The organism is Pseudoalteromonas tunicata (assembly GCF_002310815.1).
GTDB lineage: Bacteria > Pseudomonadota > Gammaproteobacteria > Enterobacterales > Alteromonadaceae > Pseudoalteromonas > Pseudoalteromonas tunicata.
Window position 1 is genome coordinate 1195605 of record NZ_CP011032.1, and the last position, 26824, is coordinate 1222428.

At 39.7% G+C, this 26824-nt stretch carries 21 protein-coding genes, 7 tRNA genes and 1 other annotated feature; of the genes, 22 read left to right on the top strand and 6 right to left on the bottom strand.

Going from position 1 to position 26824, the window contains the following annotated elements; all coding sequences use genetic code 11:
* Nucleotides 1-71 precede the first annotated feature (71 nt).
* The 6 genes from truA (at nucleotide 72) to purF (ending at nucleotide 5901) form a co-directional block, all read left to right on the top strand.
* Nucleotides 72-860: a tRNA pseudouridine(38-40) synthase TruA gene (truA, locus tag PTUN_RS05445; protein ID WP_009838708.1), complete on the top strand. Its 789-nt coding sequence runs from the start codon at nucleotides 72-74 to the stop codon at nucleotides 858-860.
* Between the two features lie 148 nt (nucleotides 861-1008).
* Nucleotides 1009-1881, top strand: coding sequence for an acetyl-CoA carboxylase, carboxyltransferase subunit beta (gene accD / locus PTUN_RS05450; protein ID WP_009838709.1), 873 nt, complete (start codon nucleotides 1009-1011; stop codon nucleotides 1879-1881).
* Between the two features lie 27 nt (nucleotides 1882-1908).
* Nucleotides 1909-3180 (top strand): bifunctional tetrahydrofolate synthase/dihydrofolate synthase, encoded by a 1272-nt coding sequence (folC, locus tag PTUN_RS05455; RefSeq protein WP_009838710.1) that lies wholly within the window; start codon nucleotides 1909-1911, stop codon nucleotides 3178-3180.
* Nucleotides 3181-3807, top strand: a complete 627-nt coding sequence (locus tag PTUN_RS05460) for an SPOR domain-containing protein (protein WP_009838711.1) — start codon at nucleotides 3181-3183, stop codon at nucleotides 3805-3807.
* A gap of 61 nt (nucleotides 3808-3868) precedes the next feature.
* Nucleotides 3869-4363, top strand: a complete 495-nt coding sequence (locus PTUN_RS05465; protein ID WP_009838712.1) for a CvpA family protein — start codon at nucleotides 3869-3871, stop codon at nucleotides 4361-4363.
* Between the two features lie 17 nt (nucleotides 4364-4380).
* On the top strand, nucleotides 4381-5901 hold the full coding sequence (gene purF / locus PTUN_RS05470; RefSeq protein WP_009838713.1) for an amidophosphoribosyltransferase: 1521 nt from the start codon (nucleotides 4381-4383) through the stop codon (nucleotides 5899-5901).
* Between the two features lie 68 nt (nucleotides 5902-5969).
* Here the strand turns inward: purF and PTUN_RS05475 are convergent, their stop codons facing one another.
* On the bottom strand, nucleotides 5970-6566 hold the full coding sequence (locus PTUN_RS05475) for a Yip1 family protein (RefSeq protein ID WP_009838714.1): 597 nt from the start codon (nucleotides 6564-6566) through the stop codon (nucleotides 5970-5972).
* 199 nt (nucleotides 6567-6765) lie between these two features.
* Between PTUN_RS05475 and miaE the strand changes: the two genes are divergently transcribed.
* Entirely contained in the window at nucleotides 6766-7551 is a 786-nt protein-coding gene (gene miaE / locus PTUN_RS05480) for a tRNA isopentenyl-2-thiomethyl-A-37 hydroxylase MiaE (RefSeq protein WP_009838715.1), read from the top strand.
* 7 nt (nucleotides 7552-7558) lie between these two features.
* Here the strand turns inward: miaE and PTUN_RS05485 are convergent, their stop codons facing one another.
* Nucleotides 7559-8299, bottom strand: coding sequence for a UDP-2,3-diacylglucosamine diphosphatase (locus PTUN_RS05485; RefSeq protein WP_009838716.1), 741 nt, complete (start codon nucleotides 8297-8299; stop codon nucleotides 7559-7561).
* A 63-nt stretch (nucleotides 8300-8362) separates the two neighbouring features.
* Nucleotides 8363-8857, bottom strand: coding sequence for a peptidylprolyl isomerase (locus tag PTUN_RS05490; protein ID WP_009838717.1), 495 nt, complete (start codon nucleotides 8855-8857; stop codon nucleotides 8363-8365).
* Nucleotides 8858-8988: 131 nt separating this feature from the next.
* On the opposite strand from PTUN_RS05490, the gene cysS reads away from it, so the two are divergent.
* Nucleotides 8989-10368, top strand: coding sequence for a cysteine--tRNA ligase (gene cysS / locus PTUN_RS05495; protein ID WP_009838718.1), 1380 nt, complete (start codon nucleotides 8989-8991; stop codon nucleotides 10366-10368).
* A 74-nt stretch (nucleotides 10369-10442) separates the two neighbouring features.
* On the opposite strand, the gene folD is transcribed toward cysS, so the two are convergent.
* Nucleotides 10443-11297: a bifunctional methylenetetrahydrofolate dehydrogenase/methenyltetrahydrofolate cyclohydrolase FolD gene (folD, locus tag PTUN_RS05500; RefSeq protein WP_009838719.1), complete on the bottom strand. Its 855-nt coding sequence runs from the start codon at nucleotides 11295-11297 to the stop codon at nucleotides 10443-10445.
* 257 nt (nucleotides 11298-11554) lie between these two features.
* On the opposite strand from folD, the gene PTUN_RS05505 reads away from it, so the two are divergent.
* From PTUN_RS05505 to PTUN_RS05565, 13 genes are all read left to right on the top strand, one after another.
* Nucleotides 11555-11631 (top strand) — tRNA-Pro (locus PTUN_RS05505).
* 22 nt (nucleotides 11632-11653) lie between these two features.
* Nucleotides 11654-11730 (top strand) — tRNA-Arg (locus PTUN_RS05510).
* Between the two features lie 17 nt (nucleotides 11731-11747).
* Nucleotides 11748-11823 (top strand) — tRNA-His (locus PTUN_RS05515).
* Nucleotides 11824-11851: 28 nt separating this feature from the next.
* Nucleotides 11852-11928 (top strand) — tRNA-Pro (locus tag PTUN_RS05520).
* A gap of 24 nt (nucleotides 11929-11952) precedes the next feature.
* A tRNA-Pro gene (locus PTUN_RS05525) sits at nucleotides 11953-12029 on the top strand.
* 23 nt (nucleotides 12030-12052) lie between these two features.
* Nucleotides 12053-12129 (top strand) — tRNA-Pro (locus PTUN_RS05530).
* Between the two features lie 23 nt (nucleotides 12130-12152).
* A tRNA-Pro gene (locus PTUN_RS05535) sits at nucleotides 12153-12229 on the top strand.
* A 233-nt stretch (nucleotides 12230-12462) separates the two neighbouring features.
* A complete protein-coding gene (tig, locus tag PTUN_RS05540) occupies nucleotides 12463-13767 on the top strand; it encodes a trigger factor (RefSeq protein ID WP_009838720.1) in 1305 nt (434 codons plus the stop codon).
* A 122-nt stretch (nucleotides 13768-13889) separates the two neighbouring features.
* Nucleotides 13890-14507, top strand: coding sequence for an ATP-dependent Clp endopeptidase proteolytic subunit ClpP (clpP, locus tag PTUN_RS05545; protein WP_009838721.1), 618 nt, complete (start codon nucleotides 13890-13892; stop codon nucleotides 14505-14507).
* Between the two features lie 62 nt (nucleotides 14508-14569).
* The gene (gene clpX / locus PTUN_RS05550) at nucleotides 14570-15853 is read left to right on the top strand and encodes an ATP-dependent protease ATP-binding subunit ClpX (RefSeq protein ID WP_009838722.1); all 1284 of its coding nucleotides are present in this window, start codon (nucleotides 14570-14572) and stop codon (nucleotides 15851-15853) included.
* 127 nt (nucleotides 15854-15980) lie between these two features.
* Complete coding sequence (gene lon / locus PTUN_RS05555; RefSeq protein WP_096035239.1) at nucleotides 15981-18341, top strand: endopeptidase La; 2361 nt, start codon at nucleotides 15981-15983, stop codon at nucleotides 18339-18341.
* 217 nt (nucleotides 18342-18558) lie between these two features.
* The gene (locus PTUN_RS05560) at nucleotides 18559-18831 is read left to right on the top strand and encodes an HU family DNA-binding protein (RefSeq protein WP_009838725.1); all 273 of its coding nucleotides are present in this window, start codon (nucleotides 18559-18561) and stop codon (nucleotides 18829-18831) included.
* Between the two features lie 164 nt (nucleotides 18832-18995).
* Nucleotides 18996-20897 carry a SurA N-terminal domain-containing protein gene (locus PTUN_RS05565; protein ID WP_009838726.1) on the top strand — a complete coding sequence of 634 codons (1902 nt, stop codon included), beginning with the start codon at nucleotides 18996-18998 and terminating at the stop codon, nucleotides 20895-20897.
* A 385-nt stretch (nucleotides 20898-21282) separates the two neighbouring features.
* On the opposite strand, the gene pheA is transcribed toward PTUN_RS05565, so the two are convergent.
* Nucleotides 21283-22461, bottom strand: coding sequence for a prephenate dehydratase (pheA, locus tag PTUN_RS05570; protein ID WP_009838727.1), 1179 nt, complete (start codon nucleotides 22459-22461; stop codon nucleotides 21283-21285).
* A gap of 26 nt (nucleotides 22462-22487) precedes the next feature.
* Nucleotides 22488-22609: a sequence feature (Phe leader region), on the bottom strand.
* A gap of 413 nt (nucleotides 22610-23022) precedes the next feature.
* On the opposite strand from pheA, the gene PTUN_RS05575 reads away from it, so the two are divergent.
* Nucleotides 23023-26025, top strand: coding sequence for a bifunctional diguanylate cyclase/phosphodiesterase (locus tag PTUN_RS05575; protein WP_040643941.1), 3003 nt, complete (start codon nucleotides 23023-23025; stop codon nucleotides 26023-26025).
* Here PTUN_RS05575 and PTUN_RS05580 read toward each other — a convergent pair.
* Nucleotides 26022-26822, bottom strand: coding sequence for a response regulator (locus PTUN_RS05580; RefSeq protein WP_009838729.1), 801 nt, complete (start codon nucleotides 26820-26822; stop codon nucleotides 26022-26024). The two genes, PTUN_RS05575 and PTUN_RS05580, sit on opposite strands and share 4 nt — an antisense overlap.
* Between the last annotated feature and the right edge of the window lie 2 nt (nucleotides 26823-26824).

Here is a 26824-nt window from a genome sequence, read left to right on the forward strand (position 1 = left end):
TCAAGGCTTTTGGTTTGTTGGGTATTTTTATATAATAAGGTGTTAATTTTTATTTATATCAGTGGGACAATATGCGGATTGCGTTAGGTATTGAATATGATGGTTCTAACTATTTTGGCTGGCAAAGACAAAATAACGTCATAAGTGTACAACAAGAGGTTGAACAAGCTTTATCTCGGATCTGTAATCATCCTGTTGAAGTATTTTGTGCTGGGCGCACAGATTCAGGAGTGCACGGTACAGGCCAAGTGGTGCATTTTGATACCGATGCAAACCGTGATATCAGTGCTTTTTATCTAGGGATGAACTCTGTTCTACCTGATGCTGTTGCAGTACGCTGGGCACAAGAGGTCTCTTTGGATTTTCATGCACGTTTTAGTGCAACAGCACGCCGTTATCGTTATGTCATTTTGAATCAGAATAACCGTCCGGGCATTTTAAAAAATGGCATTAGTCATTATCATTTGCCACTTGATGCCGATGCGATGAACCAAGCTTGCAGTTATTTATTGGGCGAAAATGATTTTACCTCATTTCGGGCGGTGCATTGTCAATCGAATACGCCTTTTCGTAATATCATGCATTTGAGAGTTGACCGATTTGGCGATTATGTTGTGATTGATATCAAAGCGAATGCATTTTTACATCACATGGTGCGTAATATCACTGGCTGCTTAATCGATATCGGGATTGGTAAATATCCTGCAAGCTGGATGAAGGACGTTTTAGAGCTAAAAGATAGAACTAAAGCCAGTGCAACAGCAAAAGCGGCGGGTTTATATTTGGTTGATGTTGATTATCCTGAGCAATGGGGCATACCAAAAACTCAGCCGGGACCATTATTTTTACCAGATTACTAATAAATTAAATTACTTAAAGTACAAAGACTGACAGTTTAGACCAGTTTTTTATACCTTAGTCTAAGAAATAATGGTTTAATTGGGAAAATTTGTCTGCGCAGTATGGCAGTCAGCGAGCGATAAAATATTAGCATTAAGAGAATTGCGAATGAGCTGGTTAGAAAAGATCTTACCTAAAACAAAATCGTCAGGCCGTAAGGAAATCCCAGAAGGTGTTTGGGCCAAGTGTACCGACTGCGATGCTATTTTATATAAAGCTGAGCTAGAAAAAGAGCTTGGTGTATGCCCTAAATGTGGTCACCATATGCGGATCAGTGCTCGTAAACGCCTTGAATGTTTCTTAGATGATGGCGACCGAGTTGAAATTGGTACTGAGCATGAACCAAAAGACATCTTAAAATTTAAAGATTCAAAAAAATACAGCGACCGTATTACTGCTGCGCAAAAAGCAAGTGGTGAAAAAGATGCTTTAATTGCAATGACTGGCCGTTTAAAAGGTGTACCAGTTGCAGCAGTTGCATTTGAATTCTCATTTATGGGTGGTTCAATGGCATCGGTTGTCGGTGCGCGTTTTGTTGATGCTGTTAATTTGTGTTTAGAGCACAATATGCCGCTGGTATGTTTTTCTGCTTCAGGTGGCGCTCGGATGCAAGAGGCACTTATGTCACTGATGCAAATGGCAAAAACAAGTGCGGCTCTGGCAAAAATGAGTGAAAAAGGCTTGCCGTTTATTTCAGTACTAACAGATCCGACTATGGGCGGTGTATCAGCATCATTAGCTATGTTAGGTGATATTAACGTTGCTGAACCAAAAGCCTTAATTGGTTTTGCAGGCCCGCGTGTTATTGAACAAACAGTACGTGAAACTCTACCAGAAGGCTTCCAGCGTAGTGAGTTCCTCCTTGAGCATGGTGCGATAGATATGATAGTCGACCGCCGTGAAATGCGTGATAAACTAGGCCGACTAGTCGCTAAGTTTATGGGCTTACCGTCGCCGGACCAAGAACATAGAGTTGCATAATATTATTTTAATTGTTGAAATTTATTAATGACACAATATATTCCTAGCCAATCATCTAGCCTTGATGATTGGCTTTGTTATTTAGAAGGCATACATCCTACCAATATTGAGATGGGTTTAACGCGTGTAACAGCTGTTGCCGAAAAAATGGGACTCCTTTCACTTAAAAGTAAAATCATTCTAATTGCAGGTACTAATGGTAAAGGCACAACTGCGCGCTGTTTAGAAGCGTTGCTTTTAGCGCAAAATTTTACTGTTGGCACTTATGCCTCTCCACACCTTATAAAATATAACGAACGTGTTCGTTTAAATGGTCAACAACTTGATGATCATTACCATGTAGCTGCCTTTGCTGCATTGGAAAAGGGGCGTGGCGACATATCAATGACTTATTTTGAGTTTGGCACTCTGGGTGCGCTTGAAATCTTCCGCCACACTGAGCCAGATTTTATTTTGCTTGAAGTTGGTTTAGGGGGCAGACTCGACGCAACTAATATTGTGACGCCAATAGCCTCTGTGATCACGACTATCGATTTAGATCACAAAGAATATTTAGGCGATACGCGTGAGCTTGTAGGCTTCGAAAAAGCAGGTATTTTTAGAGGAGTAACACCTGCGATTGTTGGCGATTTAGCTATTCCCGCGAGTATTCTAAATCATGGGAAAGCAATTGGAGCTAATCTCTGTTTGGCGCAGCAAGACTTTAATTTGAGCCAAAACGAGAGTGGTTATTTATGGCAAAGTGGGGATAACAAAATACGCTTTAGTCAGCCCGCTATCCCGGCTCAAAATGTATCGACTGCACTTGCGACCCTTAATCAGTTAGGATTGTTACCCACTGAATCTGTTGTACAAGCACAATTAAGTCGCTTAAAGGTAGAAGGGCGCTTTGAGATTTTGAGCCAAGCGCCTTTTGTCGTGGTTGATGTAGCTCATAATCCAGAATCAGCGGCTTATCTCGCGTTAAAACTCAACGCTTACAAAGAGCAAGGTTATGAAATTAATGCGTTAGTTGGCATGTTAAAAGATAAAGATCAGCCAGCTGCTCTTAAGCATTTAATACCTATCGTAGATGGGTGGCGAGTTGCAACATTAACTGGACCTCGTGGAGCAGATGCTGATTTTATGGTGCAGATATTAACTGAACTAGGCGTGCAAACGCTGCAAAAGTTTGCTTCTGTTGCAATAGCGTTGGATAATGAACAAATAACAACTAATAAACAGCTATTGATTGTATTTGGTTCGTTTTATACCGTTGCCGATGCAATTTCATACTGGCGAAATAAAGAGGAAGCTTAGGTGAACTCAGTTTTTGTAAATCGACTTGTGGGTACTGTTATTGTGCTTGTTGCGGCAATTGTATTCATTCCAAATATTTTGGATGGTGAAAAAGTACAGCTAAAAGAAGGCTTTAAAACGATACCGGATAGGCCTGAATTTAAAAAGTTTGATTTGCAAAAACCACCCACTGAAGACGAAATCAATGCACAACTGCCAGATACTCAAGTTGTGCTTGAAGATGAATCACCTAGTGATGATTTACTGAATCTTGATGAAAACAATCAATCATCAGATAGTTTAATTCAAACTCCAGAAAGTGCATCCGAGCAAAAAAATGTGCAAATCAGCACATTGAGCCCCCCTAAAACATTTGAGCGTCCGGCCGAATCGAATTTAAATCAATTTGCTTATGTGATTCAGCTTGGTAGTTTTTCAGATCAAGAGAATGTACAAAATCTACTTACTAAACTTAAAAGTTCAGGCTTTACGGCGTTTACTCGACCAGTAGAAACCCCTTCAGGAACACTCACTAAAGTGTTTGTAGGACCAGAACTGAAAAAAGAAATTTTGGAGCAAAAACTCCCTAAATTGAAAGAGCTAACCAAGCTAAACGGTAAAGTCACAGTGTTCGAAGTTACAAAATGATCTGGCAATTTAGCACTAGGTCTTATAGAATGCGCCCGAAATTAACTATGGCTGGTTTTCTATGATCTGGGTTGATTATACCATCTTAGGTATTATTGCGATTTCGACATGTGTTAGTTTGCTTCGTGGTTTTGTCAAAGAAGCCATGTCACTTGCTGTTTGGGCAAGTGCCTTTTTTATCTCTAGTTTTTTTTATCAAAGTTTGGCTGCATTTTTAACGCAAATATCTGAGCCACTCCTTCGTAATGCTGCTGCGGTAGCGATTCTATTTATCGCCACGTTAATTGTAGGTGGTATTTTAAATTATATTCTTGGTCAACTAGTTCAGCGTACTGGGCTGTCAGGCACTGATCGTATTTTTGGATTAGTTTTTGGTGGTCTGCGTGGCGTATTGGTTGTCAGCTCAATATTGTTTTTTCTCGATGCTTTTACTGCTGCACCCAAGACGCAGTGGTGGACTAGCTCAATTTTAATTCCTGAATTTGGCTTTGTTATTGAATGGTTTTTTACCTATTTAGAAAATAACTCAAGCTTTCTAACTTCTGTAACCCGTTAATCGGCGAGGATAATTACATGTGTGGTATTGTTGGTATAGTCGGAACTTCTCCTGTTAATCAGGCGATCTATGATGGCTTAACTGTGTTACAGCATCGAGGACAAGATGCAGCTGGCATCATCACTATCGATCGCAATACGTTTAGTTTACGTAAAGATAATGGATTAGTGAAAGACGTGTTCCATACTCGTCATATGAAGCGTTTACAAGGCAACATGGGTATTGGCCATGTGCGTTATCCTACCGCAGGTTCTTCAAGTTCAGCTGAAGCGCAACCTTTTTATGTTAACTCTCCATTTGGAATTTCACTTGCGCACAATGGTAATTTAACCAATGCGGAAGCGTTAAAAGAGGAGTTATTTTCTGTTGCAAAACGTCATGTTAATACGACATCAGATTCTGAAGTATTATTAAATGTTTTAGCGCACGAATTATCTAAACCAGATACGTTGCATTTATCTCCTGAGCACATTTTTACCGCTGTCACGACAGTGAATGAAAAAGTGGTTGGTGGTTATGCCGCAATAGCGATGATTATCGGACACGGCATGCTGGCATTTCGTGATGCAAATGGCATTCGCCCGTTGGTATTTGGTAAGCGTGAAACGAGTAAAGGCATTGAATATATGTTTGCCTCAGAAAGTGTCGCACTAGATGCTGATGGCTTTAATTTTGTACGCGATGTTGCCCCGGGTGAAGCGATTTTTGTTACTAATGAAGGTCAACTCTATTCGCAGCAGTGTGCAGAGCATGCGACTTATTCGCCTTGTATTTTTGAATTTGTATATTTTGCGCGTCCTGATTCAACCATAGATAAAATGTCTGTCTATGCAACGCGTGTTAATATGGGCACAAAATTAGGTGAGAAAATTGCGCGTGAATGGGCTGATAAAGACATTGATGTTGTTATCCCAATTCCTGAAACGTCATGTGATATTGCACTTGAAATTGCCTCTGTATTAAATGTGCCTTATCGCCAAGGTTTTGTGAAAAACCGTTATATTGGACGCACATTTATTATGCCTGGCCAAGAGGAACGTAAAAAGTCAGTGCGCCGTAAACTTAATGCAATTGCACGTGAGTTTAAAGGTAAAAATGTATTACTTGTTGACGATTCGATTGTTCGTGGTACAACATCTGCCCAAATAGTAGAAATGGCGCGTGAAGCAGGGGCTAAGCACGTTTATTTCGCATCAGCAGCACCAGAAGTACGCTTCCCGAATGTATATGGTATTGATATGCCATCGGCAACCGAGCTTATTGCTCATGGTCGTGAAGTAGAAGATATTAATGCTTATATTGGTTCTGATGGCCTGATATACCAATCATTACCAGATTTAATTGAAGCGGTTGGTAAAGAAAACCCAGAAATTAAACGTTTTGAAACATCGGTTTTTGACGGTCATTATGTGACGGGTGATATCGATCAAGAGTACTTAAACCGTATAGAAGCACTGCGTAACGATGCAGCTAAATCTCATCGTGAAGATGCAATGTCATCGGGTTTAGAGTTACACAATCAGGACTCAACAGAATAATTGACTCATTATGATTAATAAAAAAAGGAGCAAATGCTCCTTTTTTGTTAACTTAAGGAAAGTGAAAACTAATTAAATACAGGTGCATAGCCTGAGGTCCACATAATGGCGGTTGCAGCTAAAATGATCACCAATAATATTAAACCGCTTGTTACAACTGAACTTGCGTAAATAAAACCGCGCTCCTCAGGGATATGCATTAAAATTGGCACCCCGGTATAAAGTAAATACACGGAGTAAGCTAAAGCTCCTAGCCCAACACAAACAATAAACCAAAGCTCAGGGTAAAATGCAGCAAACGCGGCCATAAAAATGGGGGTTGCTGTATATGCCGATAATTCAAGGGTTTGAGTATAAGTTGGTGTTGCACCAAAGGTTTGTGCCATCCAAAGGGCTAAATAAGCAAGAGCAAATACACCAGCAATGAGCGCAAAATACATTGCCACGGCTATCATGGAAGCACTTTGTGAGGTTAAGAAAATATCTTTTCCAGAGCCGATGCTCCAGCCAAGGTAAACAGCCGAGTAATAGCCCATTAAAGATGGGATTAAAGCAATCAGTAAGATATGAGATAAACTGTATTTAAAACTTTCATGGCGATCATCAATCGAATGCCACTCTTCTTTTGGATGGGCATAAATACCCCATAAGTGATTCAATATCATAAATATATTCCTATTTCCCTAACTAAAATAACTGTGTTGTTTTTTTATACACTCCATTAAGGTATTAACGAAAGGTTAACCTTTGTCAAGCTTGTCAATAAACGTTACATGTATTGCGATAAAAGAGCCTACTTTAAGCGCTTATCCAATTTAAATGCTGTGATACAATAAAAGCGTTTGAATTATTGCAGTCGAAATTATGTTAGAAAAATACCAAACCTTGTTAAATCCTATTTATGATTTTCTTCAATGTGAAACTCCTGATGCATGGGTTACAGAGGCTATTAAGCCTGAAAATTTACACTTATTGCTCCTTGATCATATGCATTGTGAGTTAAAGGCAGCACAATCTGCCGCCTTTTTGATCCGTAAATACGCAATAGATGATAAAAGTGCCCGTGGCTTACTTGCTTGGTTAAAACCCTATGAAGATTTTGTCTATCGTGGTGTTGGCGATGGCCAGTTTAGCGAGGGTAAAAATGCATTAGTAGGTGAGCTGCAAGCCAAAGAAGGGGATGACCTCAATCAGGATATTCTTGATAAAATGGTGCGCTTGATTAAAGAAGAGTTACATCATTTTGAGCAAGTATTGGCAATTATTCAGCAGCGAGATTTTAGCATTGAACCATCGGCGGCTTCGCGCTATGCCGCTAGTATGATTAAACATGTTCGTACTTATGAACCCGCGGCCTTGATTGATAAACTGATCATCGGTGCATTTATTGAAGCTCGCTCTTGTGAGCGTTTTGCAAAACTGGCTCCTTTTTTAAATGAAGAGTTAGCAAAGTTTTACATTTCATTATTGCGCTCAGAAGCTAGGCATTATCAAGATTATATTGCACTTGCAAGTGATGTTGCAGCTCAAACTGATCCAATACGCTTTAATGTCGAAGAGCGAATTGCTTTTTTTGCAGAGGTTGAAGCGCAACTTATCTTAACCGATGATGCTAACTTCAAATTTCATTCGGGTGTACCATTGGCGTGATAAGTATTTACGCCTTTTCTTCAAAAGGGGTAAAAACTAATTTTTTTTCCTCTGCGGTAACCAGTAAGTAAGACCCTTGATCATACCAATCACCTAGCACAATTCGCTTACATGTGTTTTGGGCGGTTGAGTATTGATGAATATTGGGTCTGTGGGTATGGCCGTGGATCATTAAATTTACTTTGAATTGCTCAAACATCGCCAGTACAGCTTCATCTGTTACATCAAGTATTTGTTGGGTTTTGCCTTGCTGGCTCAGTTTACTTTTTGCTCTTGCTTTTTTAGCGACGGACTGACGATACCAAAGTGGTAGTGTAAGCATTAATTTGGGCCACCACCAACCACGACTTTTTTTTCTAAATTTTTGGTATTCAACATCTTGAGTGCACATTTCGTCGCCGTGTAGAATAACCGCTTTTTCACCGTATAAGTCAATCAGTGATTGTTCTGGCAGTAGTTGGATGCCTGCTGTTGCGGCATAGTTTTTCCCGAGCAAGAAATCTCGATTACCATGAACAAAATAAATAGCAGTGCCTTGCTGAGCTAATTTGTTTAATTCTGAGGCGACTTGTTGCGTTAACGGGGTCTGAAAATCATCACCCACCCAAACCTCAAAAAAATCCCCAAGAATATAAAGAGCGTCAGTTGCGCAATCAATATGCTGTTTTAAAAAAGTAAAAAAAGCAGCGGAGATATCAGGGCGCTCCTCACTTAAATGAAGATCTGAAATAAAATATGTTTTGCTCATGAGGTCTTAGTTGAATAAAAAATGAGGAGGAAATGCGCATTGTGACCAATGCGCAAAAAGCAATTAAGCGTCTACAGTTACGCTTTGGATGATCACATCTTCAAGAGGAACATCTTGGTGAAAACCGTTGCTGCCAGTTGCTACTGATTTGATTTTTTCAACAATATCCATGCCTTCAACGACTTCGGCAAATACACAGTAGCCATAGCCTTGTGATGTTGCACTTGAGAAGTTTAAGAATGAATTGTTATTTACATTGATAAAGAATTGAGCTGTTGCCGAATGAGGATCCGGTGTACGTGCCATTGCAACGGTACCAACTTTGTTCGTTAGCCCATTGTTAGCTTCATTCTCTATTGGCTCACCGACTTCTTTTTGTTCCATACCCGGTGCAAATCCACCACCTTGAACCATAAAACCATCAATTACACGGTGAAAAATAGTGCCGTTGTAAAAACCTGAGTTAGCGTAGTTTAAAAAGTTTTCAACAGTCTTTGGAGCTTCATTTTGATGCATCGCAAGTTTGATATCACCAAAGTTAGTATGTAAAACAACCATGCTTATTCCTATTCAATAATAAAAAGTCGACGATCATTTTATCTTAGTTAAGAGTAATTCACAAAGGTATAGAGCATCGGCGGGGGAGGTGATAATATAACTACTTAGCCTAAAAAAAGGATAGTTAATCAATGGTACAAATATACAACACACTTACCCGTCAAAAAGAACAATTCAAACCAATGGTTGCTGGTAAAATCAGCATGTATGTGTGCGGTATTACCATTTATGATTATTGCCATGTCGGCCATGCGCGCACTTATGTTTCTTTTGATGTGATGAATCGCTATTTTCGCCATTTAGGGTATGACGTGACTTATGTGCGAAATATTACTGATGTCGATGATAAAATTATTAAGCGTGCCCATGAAAATAATGAAGAAATTAATGATTTAACCGTGCGTATGACTAAGGCAATGCATGAAGATTTTAATGCATTAAACATGCTCCCGGCTGATATTGAGCCAACAGTAACGGGTCACATACCAGAAATTATTACGATGGTTGAGCGTTTAATCGAAAAAGGTCATGCTTACATTGCTGGTAACGGCGATGTATTATTTGATGTGTCAACCTTTGCAGCTTATGGCGCATTGTCACAACAAGACCTCTCGATGCTCCAAGCGGGTGCTCGTGTTGAAGTGGATATGGGCAAAGATGATCCACTTGATTTTGTTTTGTGGAAAAAAGCGAAACCAGAAGAACCAAGTTGGGGATCGCCATGGGGAGCAGGTCGCCCAGGTTGGCACATTGAATGCTCGGCCATGAGTTCAAAACATTTGGGTGATCATTTTGATATTCATGGTGGCGGCTCGGATTTACAATTTCCCCATCATGAAAATGAAATTGCTCAATCATGCTGTGCATCAGGTCAAAAATATGTAAATACGTGGATCCACACCGGTATGGTGCAAGTTAATAAAGAAAAAATGTCAAAGTCACTGAATAACTTTTTTACCGTACGTGAAGTATTAAAACAATATGACCGTGAAACAGTGCGCTTTTTCTTAATTAATGGCCATTACCGCAGTCAGCTTAATTATTCACAGGAAAATTTAGATCAAGCTCGTTCGTCATTAGAGCGTATTTATACGGCTTTACGTGGTGTGACACCTACACCTGTCGATTTGGCTGCTAACGAATATGTGGCAAAATTTCGCCAAGCAATGAATGATGATTTTAATACACCAGAAGCGTTACCTGTTGTATTTGAGTTAGCGAAAGAAATAAATCGAGTTAAAGATTCCGACAGTTCGAAAGCTGCAGAGTTAGCGTTTGTTCTTAAAGCAATTACCGAAGTACTAGGGATTGCTCAGCAAGAACCTGAGAGCTTTTTACAAGGTAATCAAGACGAAGATGAAGTGGCGCAAATCGAAGCCTTAATTGCACAGCGTAACCAAGCGCGCGCCGATAAAAATTGGGCGCTTGCTGACGATGCTCGCGATAAATTAAATGCGATGAATATCATACTCGAAGACAGTGCTGGAAAAACAACTTGGCGCAAAGCGTAATACAGCGTCAAAGCAATAAAAAAACCGCTTAAATGCGGTTTTTTTATTGCAAAAAAAGCTCAATTAAAATTGAATTAACTGTGGTATTTTTCGCAGGCCTCGAGGGTATTTTCAATCAAGCTAGCAACAGTCATAGGACCTACGCCACCAGGCACTGGAGTAATAAAACTTGCACGTTGCTCCGCGACATCATAGGCCACATCACCTACTAATTTACCGTCTTCAAGGCGATTAATCCCAACATCAATCACAATGGCACCTTCTTTAATCCACTCGCCTGGAATAAAAGCAGGCTTGCCGACGGCAACCACAACCAGATCTGCGCGACGAACATGTTGCTCAAGATTTTGAGTGAATTTATGACAAATAGTTGTTGTACAGCCAGCAAGAAGTAATTCAAGCGCCATTGGACGACCAACAATATTTGACGCACCAACAACAACCGCATCCATTCCTTTATAACGCACACCCGTTGAATCGAGTAAAGTGATAATCCCTTTTGGAGTACATGGTCGAAGTGCTGGCATTCGTTGTGCCAAACGGCCAATATTATAAGGATGAAAGCCATCAACATCTTTTAAAGGGGTAATACGTTCTAAGATTTTCTCTGCGTTTAATCCTGCAGGTAAAGGTAGTTGTACTAAAATACCATCTACTTCAGGATCATTATTAAGCGTATCAACCAAGGTGAGTAATTCAGTTTCAGAGGTGTCGCCTGGTAAATCGTAAGATTTTGAAACAAAGCCAACTTCTTCACACGCTTTACGTTTAGAACCCACATAAACTTGTGACGCGGGATCTGCGCCGACTAATACTACAGCTAAACCTGGAGCACGAAGTCCCTCTGCGATACGTTGTTCGACTCGATGTGCAACAGATGTTCGAACCTGTTTAGCAATTGCCTTACCATCAATGATATTTGCCGTCATGGTTGACCTTTTAGATTTGGGGTTAATACTAGAGCGAATTATATTTTCTCACGAATCCAGTGAAGCGCCAAGTTAGCATTATGGGATATCGAAGGTTTTGTTGTTAAAATCAACAAAATCAATAAAAAACCGACAAGCCGCTGTAAAAATAAGCACTTGAACGTTTTTATTTAAAAAGTGTTTGACGCCAATCGGTCAAATCACTATTATGCACCCCGTTGTCAACGAGGTTCTCCTCTAGATAACAATAGAAGTATCGGCGATTAGCGCAGTTTGGTAGCGCACTTGGTTTGGGACCAAGGGGTCGCAGGTTCGAATCCTGCATCGCCGACCACTTAGCACTTGCGAAGTAAGATGCGCCCGTAGCTCAGCTGGATAGAGCAACGCCCTTCTAAGGCGTGGGTCGAAGGTTCGAATCCTTCCGGGTGCGCCATTTTTTTTTGTGTAGCGGTGACTGTAGCTCAGTTGGTAGAGCCCCGGATTGTGATTCCGGTTGTCGTGGGTTCGATCCCCATCAGCCACCCCATTCACACAACGTGTAAAAATAAAGATTTCGGCGATTAGCGCAGTTTGGTAGCGCACTTGGTTTGGGACCAAGGGGTCGCAGGTTCGAATCCTGCATCGCCGACCACTCTTTATTGCACATTCTTTAAGTCGGCGATTAGCGCAGTTTGGTAGCGCACTTGGTTTGGGACCAAGGGGTCGCAGGTTCGAATCCTGCATCGCCGACCATCTTAAAAAAGCAATACACTCATCGGCGATTAGCGCAGTTTGGTAGCGCACTTGGTTTGGGACCAAGGGGTCGCAGGTTCGAATCCTGCATCGCCGACCATCTTAAAAAAGCAATACACTCATCGGCGATTAGCGCAGTTTGGTAGCGCACTTGGTTTGGGACCAAGGGGTCGCAGGTTCGAATCCTGCATCGCCGACCATCAATTTAATGCCAAAACTACTTATAACACCTCAAATAAAACTCTTATTTTTCATATCCATACCTCAGCACTGTAATTATTTAATTCCTATACTCGACTAAACAAAATATTGCGTTATAATGCCGCGTCTATAGGTTTAATAAGAATGCGTCCATAGGGCGTGAGCACAATGCTTGTCATTGTGTCTTAAGGAAGGCGTTACAACGCCAAAAATACAAAGATTGAGGTAAATCATGCAAGTTTCTGTTGAGACGACTCAGGGCCTTGAGCGCCGCCTGACTATCACTGTTCCAGCTGCGAACATTGACTCTGAAGTAAAAAAACGCTTACAACAACTATCAAGAACTCAACGCATTGATGGTTTCCGTCCTGGTAAAGTACCAGTGTCAATCATTAACAAGCGTTACGGCACAGCAGTTCGTCAAGAAGTTGCTGGTGAATTAATGCAACGTAAATATTACGAAGCAGTAATCGCAGAGAAATTAAACCCAGCAGGTGCACCAACTTTCGCACCAGGCGCTTTAGATGCTGGTAAAGATTTAGAATTCGTTGCAACTTTTGAAGTATTCCCAGAAGTTGAATTAAAAGATTTAGAAAAAATCAATGTTGAAAAGCCAGTTGTTGAAGTGACTGACGCTGATCTTGCTAAAATGTTAGAAACATTACGCAAGCAACATGCTACATGGGCTGATTCAGATGCTGTGGCAGCTGAAGGCAACCGTGTAACAATCGATTTTGTTGGTACTATCGATGGCGAAGAGTTTGAAGGTGGCAAAGCTGAAGCTTTCCCATTAGAACTTGGTCAAGGTCGTATGATCCCAGGTTTTGAAGATAACATCCTTGGTAAAAAAGCGGGCGAAGTTGTAGTTGCAGATGTAACTTTCCCTGAAGAATACCATGCTGAAAATTTAAAAGGTAAAGCTGCTCAATTCACAATTACAGTTCAAAAAGTTGAAGTTCAACAATTACCTGAGCTTAATGATGAATTCGCTACATTATTTGGTGTTGCTGAAGGCGGTGTTGATGCGCTTAAAGCTGAAGTTAAACGTAATATGACACGTGAACTTGAGCAAGCAATCAAAGGTAAAGTGAAAGAGCAAGTGATCGCTGGTTTACTTGAAACTAACCAAGTTGATGCACCATCAGCGCTTGTTTCACAAGAAATTGATGCACTTCGTCAACAAGCAGTACAACGTTTTGGCGGCAACGCACAAAACATGCCTGAGCTACCGGCTGAATTGTTCCATGAGCAAGCCGCTAAGCGTGTTAAAACAGGTTTATTGCTAGGTCAAGTAATCAAAGCAAATGAAATCAAAGTTGATGATGCGAAAGTTGAAGCGTTAATTGCAACTGTGGCTTCTGCTTATGAAGATCCAACTGAAGTTGTAGAGTACTACAAATCAAACGCACAATTAATGCAACAAATGCAAAACGTAGCAATGGAAGAGCAAGCAATCGAAGCTATCCTAGCAAACGCAACAGTTGCAGAAGTAACCGCGGCATTTGATGAGATCATGAATCCGCAAGCAGCACAATAAGTCATTGACTTAAAACTCTGCAAAAGTTTAAATGGCTCGTGTATCACTAAATTGTTAGTGTTACCCGGGCCATTTTACTATCAATGGTATTACCCTTTAAGCGAATACGGAAATCTATAATAATGTTTAATAGTGTGACAGATCCCCTAAACGCATTAGTCCCTATGGTCGTTGAACAAACTGCTAAAGGTGAGCGCTCATATGATATTTATTCGCGACTACTAAAAGAGCGCGTCATCTTTTTGACTGGGCAAGTTGAAGACCACATGGCGAACTTAATTGTGGCGCAATTATTGTTTTTAGAGTCAGAAAACCCTGAAAAAGATATCTTTATTTATATCAATTCACCTGGTGGCTCCGTCACTGCGGGTATGGCAATTTATGATACGATGAACTTCATTAAACCTAATGTAAGTACAGTGTGTATGGGCCAAGCTGCAAGTATGGGCGCATTTTTGTTATCAGGTGGCACAAAAGGCAAACGTTTCTGTTTACCTAATTCTCGTGTAATGATCCATCAACCATTAGGTGGCTTCCAAGGTCAGGCTTCTGATTTTGAAATTCATGCACGTGAAATTTTATCAATCAAAGATAAATTAAATCGTTTACTTGCAGAGCACACAGGCCAACCAATTGAAGTTATTTCACGCGATACTGATCGTGATAATTTCATGAGCGGTGCACAAGCAGTTGAATATGGCATAGTTGATGCTGTATTAACGCAACGTGATTTAAAGTAAGTTTGTTAACCAGACTATTTACTGCTATAGCAGTAGTAAATAGTAACGAAAGAGGTAGCTTAATGTCCGATAATCGTACTGACGGCGACAAGAGCAGCAAGCTGTTATATTGCTCCTTCTGTGGTAAAAGCCAACATGAGGTACGCAAATTAATCGCTGGCCCTTCGGTCTATATTTGTGATGAATGTGTTGAATTATGCAATGACATCATCAGGGAAGAGATCAAAGACATCGCACCTAAAACCAGTGCGGCTGAAAAATTGCCGGTACCAAAAGAAATTCGCGCTCATTTAGATGATTATGTAATTGGCCAAGACCATGCCAAAAAAGTGTTATCGGTTGCGGTTTATAATCATTATAAGCGTTTAAAAAACCAAGATAAATCATCAAATATTGAACTTGGAAAAAGTAATATATTACTGATTGGCCCTACAGGAAGTGGTAAAACCCTTCTTGCAGAAACAATGGCTAAATTACTTGATGTTCCATTTACAATGGCTGATGCCACTACATTAACCGAAGCGGGTTATGTAGGTGAAGATGTAGAAAACATTATCCAAAAGCTGTTACAAAAATGCGATTATGACGTTGAAAAAGCACAGCGCGGAATTGTTTATATCGATGAAATTGATAAAATTTCTCGTAAATCAGACAACCCGTCAATCACCCGAGATGTTTCTGGTGAAGGTGTACAACAAGCATTATTAAAGCTGATTGAAGGCACTGTGGCATCAGTACCGCCTCAAGGTGGTCGTAAACATCCACAACAAGAGTTTTTGCAGGTTGATACCTCTAAAATCTTGTTTATTTGTGGTGGTGCGTTTGCAGGTCTTGATAAAGTTATCGAGCAACGAAGCACTAAAAATACAGGTATTGGATTTGGTGTTGATGTTAAGTCATCTGCAGCAGGTCGAAGCATTAGTGAATCATTCAAAGATGTTGAACCAGAAGATTTGGTTAAATACGGCTTAATTCCAGAATTTATTGGCCGTTTACCCGTCGTTGCAACGCTTACTGAGCTTGATGAAGCAGCACTTGTACAGATTTTGAATGAACCAAAAAATGCCCTTACTAAACAATATGGCGCCCTTTTCAAAATGGAAAATGTGGAGCTTGAGTTTAGAGATGATGCACTGTTAGCAATTGCTAAAAAAGCAATGGATCGTAAAACTGGCGCACGTGGACTTCGTTCAATAGTTGAGGGTGTTTTACTCGAAACGATGTACGAGTTACCTTCAATGGAAGATGTTTCAAAAGTTGTTATTGATGAAACAGTCATTAAAGGTGAGTCAGATCCAATTCTCATTTATGAAAATAGTCATCAAGATAAAGCGGTTTCCGAATAAATTGTTTTATTATTAATCAAAAAGGAGCCCAAAGGCTCCTTTTTTAATAAAATCGTTGATCTTTACTGGAAATATCCCCATATACTCCAGTAGTCTTAATTTTAAATCAAAGTACTAGAGAATAATAATGACGCTTGAACGTACGGATTGTGTCGAAATTCCAGTGTTAGCATTGCGGGATGTAGTGGTATATCCACACATGGTCATTCCGTTATTTGTTGGCCGCGAGAAATCCATCAAATGCCTTGAAGCAGCGATGGAAAACGACAAACAGATTTTTTTAGTTGCACAAAAAGATGCAGCAATCGATGAGCCTGAAAGTCAGGACGTGTTTGATGTCGGCACTATAGCGACCATTTTACAGTTACTAAAGTTACCTGACGGTACTGTAAAGGTGTTAGTGGAAGGTACTCAGCGCGCTAAAATTAATAAATTCACCCAAACAGACGCCTTTTTTATGGCGGATGTGCAGTTTTTAGTATCGAGTGATATTCCAGAGCAAGAGCAAGATATCTTTGTTCGTAGTGCGATTAGCCAGTTCGAAGGATACGTTAAACTCAATAAAAAAATCCCACCAGAAGTCCTAACGTCGGTTTCAGCAATTGATGAGCCCGCTCGTTTAGCTGACACTATGGCGGCTCATATGCCTCTAAAAGTACCTGAAAAGCAAAAAGTACTTGAGATTGCCAATGTGACCGACCGCCTTGAGTATTTAATGGCGGTGATGGAAGGTGAAATCGACTTATTACAAGTTGAGAAAAAAATTCGTTCACGCGTCAAAAAGCAAATGGAAAAAAGCCAGCGTGAGTACTATTTGAATGAGCAAATGAAAGCCATTCAAAAAGAACTCGGTGAGCTTGATGAAGTACCTGATGAATTTGAAACGCTGAATAAGAAAATTGAAGAAGCTGGTATGCCGGTCGAAGCAGCGGCTAAAACTCGGACAGAACTCAATAAATTAAAAATGATGTCTCCTATGTCGGCCGAGGCGACCGTTGTGCGCTCTTATATCGACTGGATGATAGGTGCTCCATGGAAAAAACGCTCTAAAGTCAAAAAAGATTTAGCAGCAGCGCAAGAAGTGCTTGATGCTGATCACTACGGACTTGAAAAAGTAAAAGAGCGTATTATTGAGTATTTAGCCGTACAACAACGCACAAATAAACTCAAAGGGCCAATTTTATGTTTGGTTGGACCACCAGGTGTAGGTAAAACCTCTTTAGGCCAATCTATCGCTAAATCTACAGGCCGTAAGTACATTCGTATGGCGCTGGGTGGTGTGCGTGATGAAGCTGAGATCAGAGGTCACCGCCGTACTTATATTGGTGCTATGCCAGGAAAAATCGTACAAAATATGTCAAAAGTAGGAGTGAAAAATCCACTCTTCTTGCTTGATGAGATTGATAAAATGTCATCAGATATGCGCGGTGATCCTGCTTCAGCATTATTAGAAGTACTTGATCCAGAGCAAAATACCGCATTTAACGATCATTATCTTGAAGTTGATTATGACCTTTCTGACGTAATGTTTGTTGCTACTTCTAACAGCTTTAATATTCCAGGGCCGTTGTTAGACCGGATGGAAGTGATCCGTCTTGCAGGTTATACCGAAGATGAAAAGCTAAATATTGCAATGAAGCATTTAGTTCCAAAGCAGATATCTCGAAATGGTCTTAAAGCGAAAGAAATTGATATTCATGAAAGTGCCATTATTGGCATTATTCGCTATTATACTCGCGAAGCCGGTGTACGTAGTTTAGAACGTGAAATTTCAAAATTATGCCGAAAAGCAGTGAAAGAGATTTTACTGACTAAAGATTTGAAAAAAGTATCAATTAATCAAGAAAACTTAGAGACTTATCTAGGTGTTCAGCGTTTTGATTACGGTAAAGCTGAAGGTGATGATCGTATTGGCCAAGTTACCGGACTTGCTTGGACTGAAGTTGGTGGTGATTTACTCACCATCGAGAGTGCCGTAGTGGTTGGTAAGGGTAAATTGACTTACACCGGCTCTTTGGGCGATGTGATGCAAGAGTCAATTCAAGCTGCGATGACCGTAGTTAGAAGCCGTGCTGAAAAATTACGTATTAATACCGATTTTCATGAAAAACGCGATATTCACGTTCATGTGCCAGAAGGTGCTACGCCAAAAGATGGTCCAAGTGCGGGCATTGCAATGGTAACGTGTTTGGTGTCGAGTTTAACAGGTAATCCTGTACGCTCTGAAGTCGCTATGACTGGTGAAATAACCTTGCGTGGTGAAGTATTACCAATCGGTGGGCTAAAAGAGAAACTACTCGCAGCACATCGTGGTGGTATTAAAACTGTCATTATTCCAAAAGATAATGAAAGAGATTTAAAAGAAATCCCACAAAATGTAATTGAAGGCCTTTCAATCCATCCAGTTAAGTGGATTGATGAGGTACTTGAATTAGCGTTAGTGCACCCAGTTGATACTTTTTCAATCGAAACTGAAAAAAAAGCATAAAAATCGTTAAAAAAGTGCTGTAAAGGGCTTTTCAAATCGATGATGTATGCTAAGTTAGGCACTGGTTTTTAAGCCTAGCCCTTGTGGAGCCTAGGCTTACGAAGAATTAGTAATTAGACAGTTGTGTTCTCATAACTTCTATTAAAACAATAAGTGGCGTTTGTAAAAAATAATAAATCAAACGCTCGCTACAATAACAATGTAAGGGGATGATATTGTGAACAAGTCTCAACTAATTGATGAAATCGCTGCAGGCGCTGATATTTCTAAAGCAGCGGCAGGCCGCGCACTTGATTCATTCATTGATGCAGTAACAACTGCATTAAAAGACGGTGACTCTGTTGCACTAGTAGGTTTTGGTTCTTTTTCTGTACGTGAGCGCGCAGCTCGTTCAGGTCGCAACCCACAGACTGGTGCTACAATTGAAATCGCAGCTGCTAACATTCCTTCTTTTAAAGCAGGTAAAGCACTTAAAGACGCAGTAAACTAATCAGACGTTTATGCGTAAGTTGATGGTATAAGCTGGCTTCATAAAGCTGGCAATTACAAAGCCTTGGCTAAGTAATTTTGCCTAAAACTTTAAGTAAAAAGGCGCATCTGTTAAGATGCGCTTTTTTTACATTGCAGTACAGCACAGACTAAAGAGAATTAATAATGCTAGAGAAAATTAGAGAAGGCTCACAGGGACTTACAGCCAAGATTATTCTTGGTTTAGTCATTTTGTCATTTGCCTTGGCCGGAATTGGCAGCTACTTAGGGCAAACTACTGAAAAACCTGTAGCTGTAGTGAATGGTCAAAAAATCAGTCAAACAACATTCGCGCGTGCTTATGAAAATGAGCGTAGCCGTTTAGAGCAACAATTTGGTGAGTATTTTAACCAAATTGCCAGCGATCCCACCTATATGGCACGTGTTCGTGAAGGTGTTATCGACCGCTTAGTGCAACAAGAATTACAAACACAGCTAGCGAATGAATTAGGTCTTCGTATTAGTGATGAAGCAATTAAAGAAGAAATTCGCACCTTGCCTTATTTCAATATAGGTGGACAATTCAGTAATGACCGTTATTTACAGGTCATTCGTCAAATGAATTTCCAACCAGACACTTTCCGTAACTACTTACGTACAGAAATGACTCGTAGCCAATTAGTAACAGCAGTTGCTGCAAGCGATTTTGCCTTACCAAATGAAATGGTTACAATTTCACAGCTACAAACTCAGGTTCGTGATTTAGATTATGTATTATTGACTGCTGATCAAGTTAGCAAAGACATTACCGTCACAGAGCAAGAAATTAGTGACTATTACACGCTTAATCAAAGTCAATTTTTATCACAAGAACAAGTTTCAGTTGAATATGTTGAGCTCAATGCTGAAACATTACCTGTAGTTAAAGCCGTTACGGATGATGAGATTTTAGCTCTTTATAATGATAATAAAGCGCAATATGTTGAGCCTGAGCGTCGCCGTGTTGCCCATATCTTAGTTGACTTAGGTGATGATGAAGCTGCTTCTGAAGCAAAAGCGCAAGATTTATTGGCAAAACTTAAAGCAGGTGCTGATTTTGCCCAATTAGCTCAATCAGATTCTAGCGATATTGTAAGCGCTGAAAACGGTGGTGATTTAGATTGGATTGATCGTGATATGATGGATCCTGCATTTGAAGAGGCTGCATTTTCTCTAGCTGCGAAAGGTGATATTTCTGATGTCGTTAAATCTGAATTTGGCTTTCACATCATTAAACTTACCGACCTTCAAGCTGAACAAATTAAAACACTTGATATGGTAAAAGATGAGCTAACAGCTCGTTTAGAACAAGACCATAAAACAGAGCATTTTTATGAGTTACAAACTCGCTTAGCTGAACTTGCTTTTGAAGTGGCCGATTCACTTTCTGAAGCGGCGACTGCAGTGGAACAAGAAGTTAAATCAACCGCTTTGTTTAGTCGTTTTGATGCTCCAGCGCCTTTAAATGATGCAAAAGTACTTGATGCTGCATTCTCAGTTGAGTTGTTAGAAGATAAAGTAAATTCAGAATTGATTGAACTTGGGAATGAACATGTTGTGGTTTTACGTGTAAAAGAGCATAAACCAGCAGCAACTAAAGCATTAGCTGAAGTATCAGATCAAATCAAAGCTGTGTTAGTGAAGCAAAAAGCTAATGAAGTTAATGCAACACGTGGTGATGAACTTTATGCGAAATTAAGCTCAGGCACTAGCCTAGCTGACTTAGCTGCTGAGCAATCATTACAGGTTGAGCAAGCACGCGATATTAAACGCAATGCGTATAATTTAGTGCCAGGTTTAGCCAAAGACGTATTCCAAATGGCTCATCCTGTTGATAAGCCTGTTGTTAATCGTATCACGTTAGCAAATGGTGATGTTGCGCTCGTCTCTTTATTAGCGGTGAAAAACGCACCTGTCACAGAGCTTGATGCCCGTACTAAAGAAAGTATTAATGCTGAGCAAATCAATCGTAACTACCTTGTTTTTGTTGATGCCTTAAAGCAACAAGCAGAAGTTAAAGCGGCTGCTGTAGAAGCTGTTACTGAATAATATTCTTACGATTTAATCTTTTAAAGCGAAAGGCCCAATAGTTTATTGGGCCTTTTTTATTGATGCTATTTTATAACTTTTGGCAATAAACTGCTGTACATGTTCGCTCGAATCACGGACTGATTGTTCCCTCAACAATTAATTGTTAAGGGCAGGATGGGTTAGTAGAGCTATTTTCGATCAGTGTAGTGTCGCTTTCTTGTTTAAGTGGAGTGATAGTGACGGTTTAAACGTTTTAGGTAACAGCTTTAGAATCACCTAATAAGTTGGGAATGTAGTGATAAGGGATGTCGAAAGAGGATTGTAAGGATTTAATTATATTTGATGTTTCTTTTCGAAGTAATATCCGACAGATTTTAAAATATAAAATCTGTCGGAATAACGTTTACTCTTCTACTAATGAGTCATTGTTAATTACTTGCACAGCTTTCATTGATTCACTTGGGTAGCAACCTAAAATACGAACATACTCAGTTACTTCTTTGAGTTCTTCTAATGCTCGTTTGACATTATTTTGCGCAAGGTTAGCTTCTAAATCGACATAAAAAACTTCTTCCCAAGGGTTACCTGGAACAGGACGAGACTCCAATTTAACAAGGTTGATTTTTTGTTGCTTAAAAATCATTAAAGCGTCAGCTAGTGCACCTGCAATTTGTGCCGTTGCCATAATCAAAGTCGTTTTTGTTGGAATTTGTTTTGATACTTGCATCGCTTTACGGGCTACCACAATAAAACGACTGTGGTTATCTGGTTGATTGGCGACGGCAGATTTGATGACTTCTAGACCTGCATTTTTACCCGCCTGTGCTGATGCAATCGCTGCACTATTTTTGGTTTTTAATGCTTCCTGAATGGCGCTAGAAGTGGAGTCACAATAAGCTAATTGCATTTCACCTAATGTTTGAATGAATTGGCTACATTGTGCAAAAGGTTGCGGATGACCAAAGACTTTAGTAATTTCATTTAGTTCTACCCCAGGTTGTGCTATCAGGCAGTGCTCAACCGATTGAGTCAGCTCACCAACGATAGATACCTGAGCATGTTGTAATAAGTCATATACTTCATTGATACTGCCAGAGCATGTATTTTCAATTGGTAGTAGGCCATAATCTGCTTGTCCTGTCTCAACCATATGAGTGATTTTCGAAAAGCTATCACAGCCAAGTTCGACCAGTTTACCAGCGCGGCGGCTAAAATACTTATGACAGGCTAGTTGGCTATACGAACCTTGGCCGCCTAAATAAGCAACGCGATTGGTTTCATTTAGCGCGTCAGGATTGAGGCTTTGTTGCAACATCGCTTGCTGATGCAGTACAGAGTCCTCAATGATGGTTTGAAAGACATTGTTAACGTAATAGCTATCAAGACCTAGTGACTTACCATAGGCAATAAGTTTTTCTAATAAAATCAGCTCGCGCTGTTCATCTCTGATTGGTTTGTTATTTGAAATTTTATACTCAACCACTGAGTGACTAATTCGGCGACGTTTTGCTAAAAGCACTAATAACTCAGCATCAATTTCGTTTATGTCTTTACGTAAGGTATCTAATACATCATTTGCCATGGTTTTTTCCTCATTCCCAATAGTGCAAAAAAAAAGCCTCCCGGTTGGGAGGCTTGAATTCGTTTTGACTTTTTTATGCCGTGACGGAATCGCCTCCCAAATTTAGGTGGTCCATAAAAAAGCTAAAAAAGTAAATACGGTGATTTTGTTTCATACTCTAGAATGTAAAAATAGTAGCTAAAGAAGTCAACAACTCTTTTTATTAATTAACTTAAATACTGGATAATAAATCTATCTTAGGCTGCTATTTTCTAGGTTAACTAGGTTGGATTAATGTGCAATAGGCCTGTTATTGCAACGTCATTCTGTCTTGTTACCGTTGAGAATTTCTGGCTAGAGAAACATAACTAAGAAATCTAAGCTTAATTCAATATGTTGACAAATCTCTTATCCAGAACTCAAGTTAATTAAATAAATTATGGTTAACGCGATGATCTTTATTTTTGTTTTGTTAGATAAAAATTAAAAAAAGGTGTTGTTTAGAGTGATATTCTTTTATATTCACAACGTTAAATAAAACATTCGTGCAACCTCGGTTTTTTAATTAGTAAAGGTTTTATTTTGGGATACAGTCGGTTGCCATCGCGTTTTGGCATAAATTCGTTAAGTATAAAGTTGTCGATACTTATTTCTGCAATCTGCTTAATCGCAGGGATCAGTGCTGCTGTATTAATGCTAAAATCTGAACGCAAGCAGCTCATCTACGAAGAACATGATGCCTTAAAACATGCTAGTAATAGCTTCATAACCCAATTTAACCGAGTAATTCATAATAAAGAAGCAATTGCCCAAAAAGCCAATCAGGTGGTAAAGAAGCAACTTTTTGAATTTGAAATTATAAATAAAGAACGAGATAGAACAGAACTTTCATTTGCTTCCGACTCCAGTATCCGAAGTGCTGCACCTGATGGACTATCAGCTGCATTTTTACCGCAAGTTTCCTTTAACCCTCATTACAAAAACTTATTTCACAACAGTGAAGTTTTATGGCAGCAAGTTTCACCGACCTTGACAGAAGAATTTTTTAATTTTTACCTTATCACTGTAGATAATTTCATTCGGATTTCACCTCCTAATTGGGCGCTCCAAGTAGAAGCTGATCATAAATTTGCTGATGATATTTTTTTTACATTGGCAGCTGAAGATAACAACCCTGCGCGTGAAGCTGTTTGGACTCCAGTTTATTATGATGATATTTGGCACAAATGGGTAACAAGTTTAATTGTGCCCGTTTATCACAAGGGCGAGTTTGTTGGTGTAACTGGCAGTGATTTAGAGCTAAGTAATTTAATTAAAAGTTTTCCATTATCTGATATCGAACAGCAATTTTTTGTTTTTGATCAGCGAGGTCAAATTCTTGCACATCCAAAATTAAATGAAGGGATTTTACTGCAAGAAGGCAAGATGAACGAACTGTTAAAAACGTCTGGTAAAATTTCAGAAGAGTTAGATGCACTTGTTAAAACGGTTAATAGCACAGGATTAAACGAACTTGCTGATGAGTTTTTAGAAGATGATGAATTACATTTAGTTAATATCCGAAAAATAAACTCTCTTAACTGGTATGTCGGTGTTTACAAAAAACGCTCTACGGCTTTGTCTGCCCTTGATGAACTTGAAATAAAGTTTTTTGGTTTATTTATTTTGTATGCTGTTTTGGTTGCATTATTACTGCACCAAGCATTGTTTCAACTTGTATTGAAACGGATTTATACCTTGGTTCAGGCTGTTTCTCATTTTGGTAAAGGGCAGCTTGATACGCCTTTTCCAGAGGTTAACAAAGATGAAATAGGTTCCCTTAATAGCGCATTCCAAGTTATGGCTTTAGATATCAATAAATTAGTTGATGGATTAAACCAGCGCATTATTGAAAAAGAGCAAGCGGAAAAATCGGCAAATCGTTTATCAAAAGCGGTTGAGTTCTCAGGAAGTGGCGTGGCGATTGCCAATGCCAATTTTGAAATTGAGTATGTTAATCCAAAATTGATTGAAATGAGTGGTTTTGAAAATGATCACTTTTTGGGCGCACCGCTACTGAGTATTATTTCTAGTGATATGCAAATATTGCTTGATGATATTGATCTTGATATTCGTTCTCGACACCATTGGCGCGGTGATACAGTATTAAAAAATAAAGAAAATCACCCAATTTGGGTCTCGCTTAGTGTCTCGCCAATTCGTGAGTTAGATAATTCAATTTCAAGTTATGTCGCCTCCGCGCAGGATATTTCGTTTGTAAAAGAAAGCCAGCGAAAAATGGAGCAATTAGCTTATTTCGATACCTTAACTGGTTTAGCTAACCGCGCATTTTTCAGAATGCAATTGCGAAAATCTATGGCTTTAGCCGAACGTGGTCATTACGCTTTTGCTTTATTTTATTTTGACTTAGATGAGTTTAAACGTATTAACGATACTTTAGGGCATGATGCGGGCGACCAATTACTGCTACAAGTTGCTAATCGTTTAAAGCAAAGGTTGCGCGCGGAGGATACCGTTGCACGTCTTGGTGGCGATGAATTTGCTGTATTACTCAGTGGTATCGATGATAAAAGCAAGGCCGCGGAAGTGGCAATGATTATCCAAGAAACCATTTCTCAACCAATTAAACTTGGTAGTAATGAGGTTATAATTAGCGCGAGTATCGGTATCACAATGGCGCCAGATGATAGCCCTGAAGAAGACCAATTACTTAAACATGCCGACTTAGCAATGTATGAAGCTAAAGCTAAAGGCCGTAATACCTATCACTTTTATAACCAAGAGCTTAACGCCGCTGCAAAAGAGCGCTTAATGATTGAAAATGAGCTGCGTATTGCGATTAAAGAGCAGCAGTTTGAGCTCTACTATCAACCTCAAGTTGATTGCCGTACCAATGAGGTAGTTGGTTTTGAAGCGTTGATCCGCTGGTTTCACCCGACTCAAGGAATGATCTCCCCAGTTAAATTTATCCCTATTGCTGAGGCGACCGGACTTATTGTTGAAATAGGTGAGTGGGTTTTATGGGAAGCATGTCGTTTTGCAAAGCGTTTAGAAGAGCAGGGTCGTGGAAATAATATTTCGATTAACTTATCGGCACGTCAATTTAAAGACAGCAACTTAAAGGCATTGCTTTCTCGGATTTTGGTCAAAACATCGATTTCAGCTCAAAGCTTACATTTGGAACTGACCGAAAGTATGCTGATGGGCGATGTTGAAGTGGCGATCAATCAGCTGCTTGAGCTTAAAATGCTTGGCGTATCTTTATCTATTGATGATTTCGGTACTGGTTATTCGTCACTCAGTTATTTAAAACGTTTCCCCGTTGATATCTTAAAAGTAGACCGCTCGTTTGTGAAGGATATTCCAGCTGATTCTAACGATATGGAAATTACCGCCGCGATAATCGCAATGGCGCAAAAGCTTAATTTAAATGTGGTTGCGGAAGGTGTGGAAACGAGTGAGCAAATTACATTTTTGAAGAATAACAATTGTTACATTGTGCAGGGATATTTTTTCAGTCCGCCATTAGCTGAAGCGCAAGTGCCTGAACTTTACAAGCAACTTGCACTAAAAGCGATTTGTTAGTTCTGATCAAGCAATTGATAAAGTAATTTACGCACTGTTTGAGGCTCAAACGGTTTATCACACATCGCATTAACGCCAGATTGGGCAATATTCGAAAGGTGAGTATCATTCGCCTCAGAGGTTACCATTAATACAGGTAAGTGCGAATGCTCGCTACTGTTACGAATATACTCTGTTAACTCTTTGCCATTAATTTGTGGCATGTTGTAATCAGTAACGATCAAGTCAAACATTTGTGTCGATAAAATTTCTATGGCAGCTTGACCATCTTCTGCTTCAACACAATGCTGAACACCTAAATTATTTAATACACGCTTAATGTGATTACGCGCTAAGCGAGAATCATCAACAACAAGTACACGGATGTCATGCACATCGTAAAAGTCTAATTCAAGCTCTTGAGGGCTCAGTACATCAAGAGTCGCATTAATCGCTCGACCTAAATGCTCCCGAGTAAATGGCTTAGGCAGAATCGCGATGACTCCGGATTGTTTGAACTCCTCCAGCTGAGGTTTTCTTGTTTCACTTGATACTAACATGAAAGGTAAGGCAGCTAATGTGCTGTGATTTTTGATATTTTCTAATAATTCGAGCGCGCTGCCATCTGCTAAATGCAGTGCACTGATCACAAGATCTGGCGCACTCACTTGGATTTGCTCTAACGCATTAAAAATAGTGTCAGCAAAATCTATGTTTGTGATCCCTTCTTGGGATAACTCACGGGCAATTACTTTACGCTGTGTTGCAGACGGTTCAACAAGTAAGATATTTAAATCAGCAGGTGATAATTCAATCATGT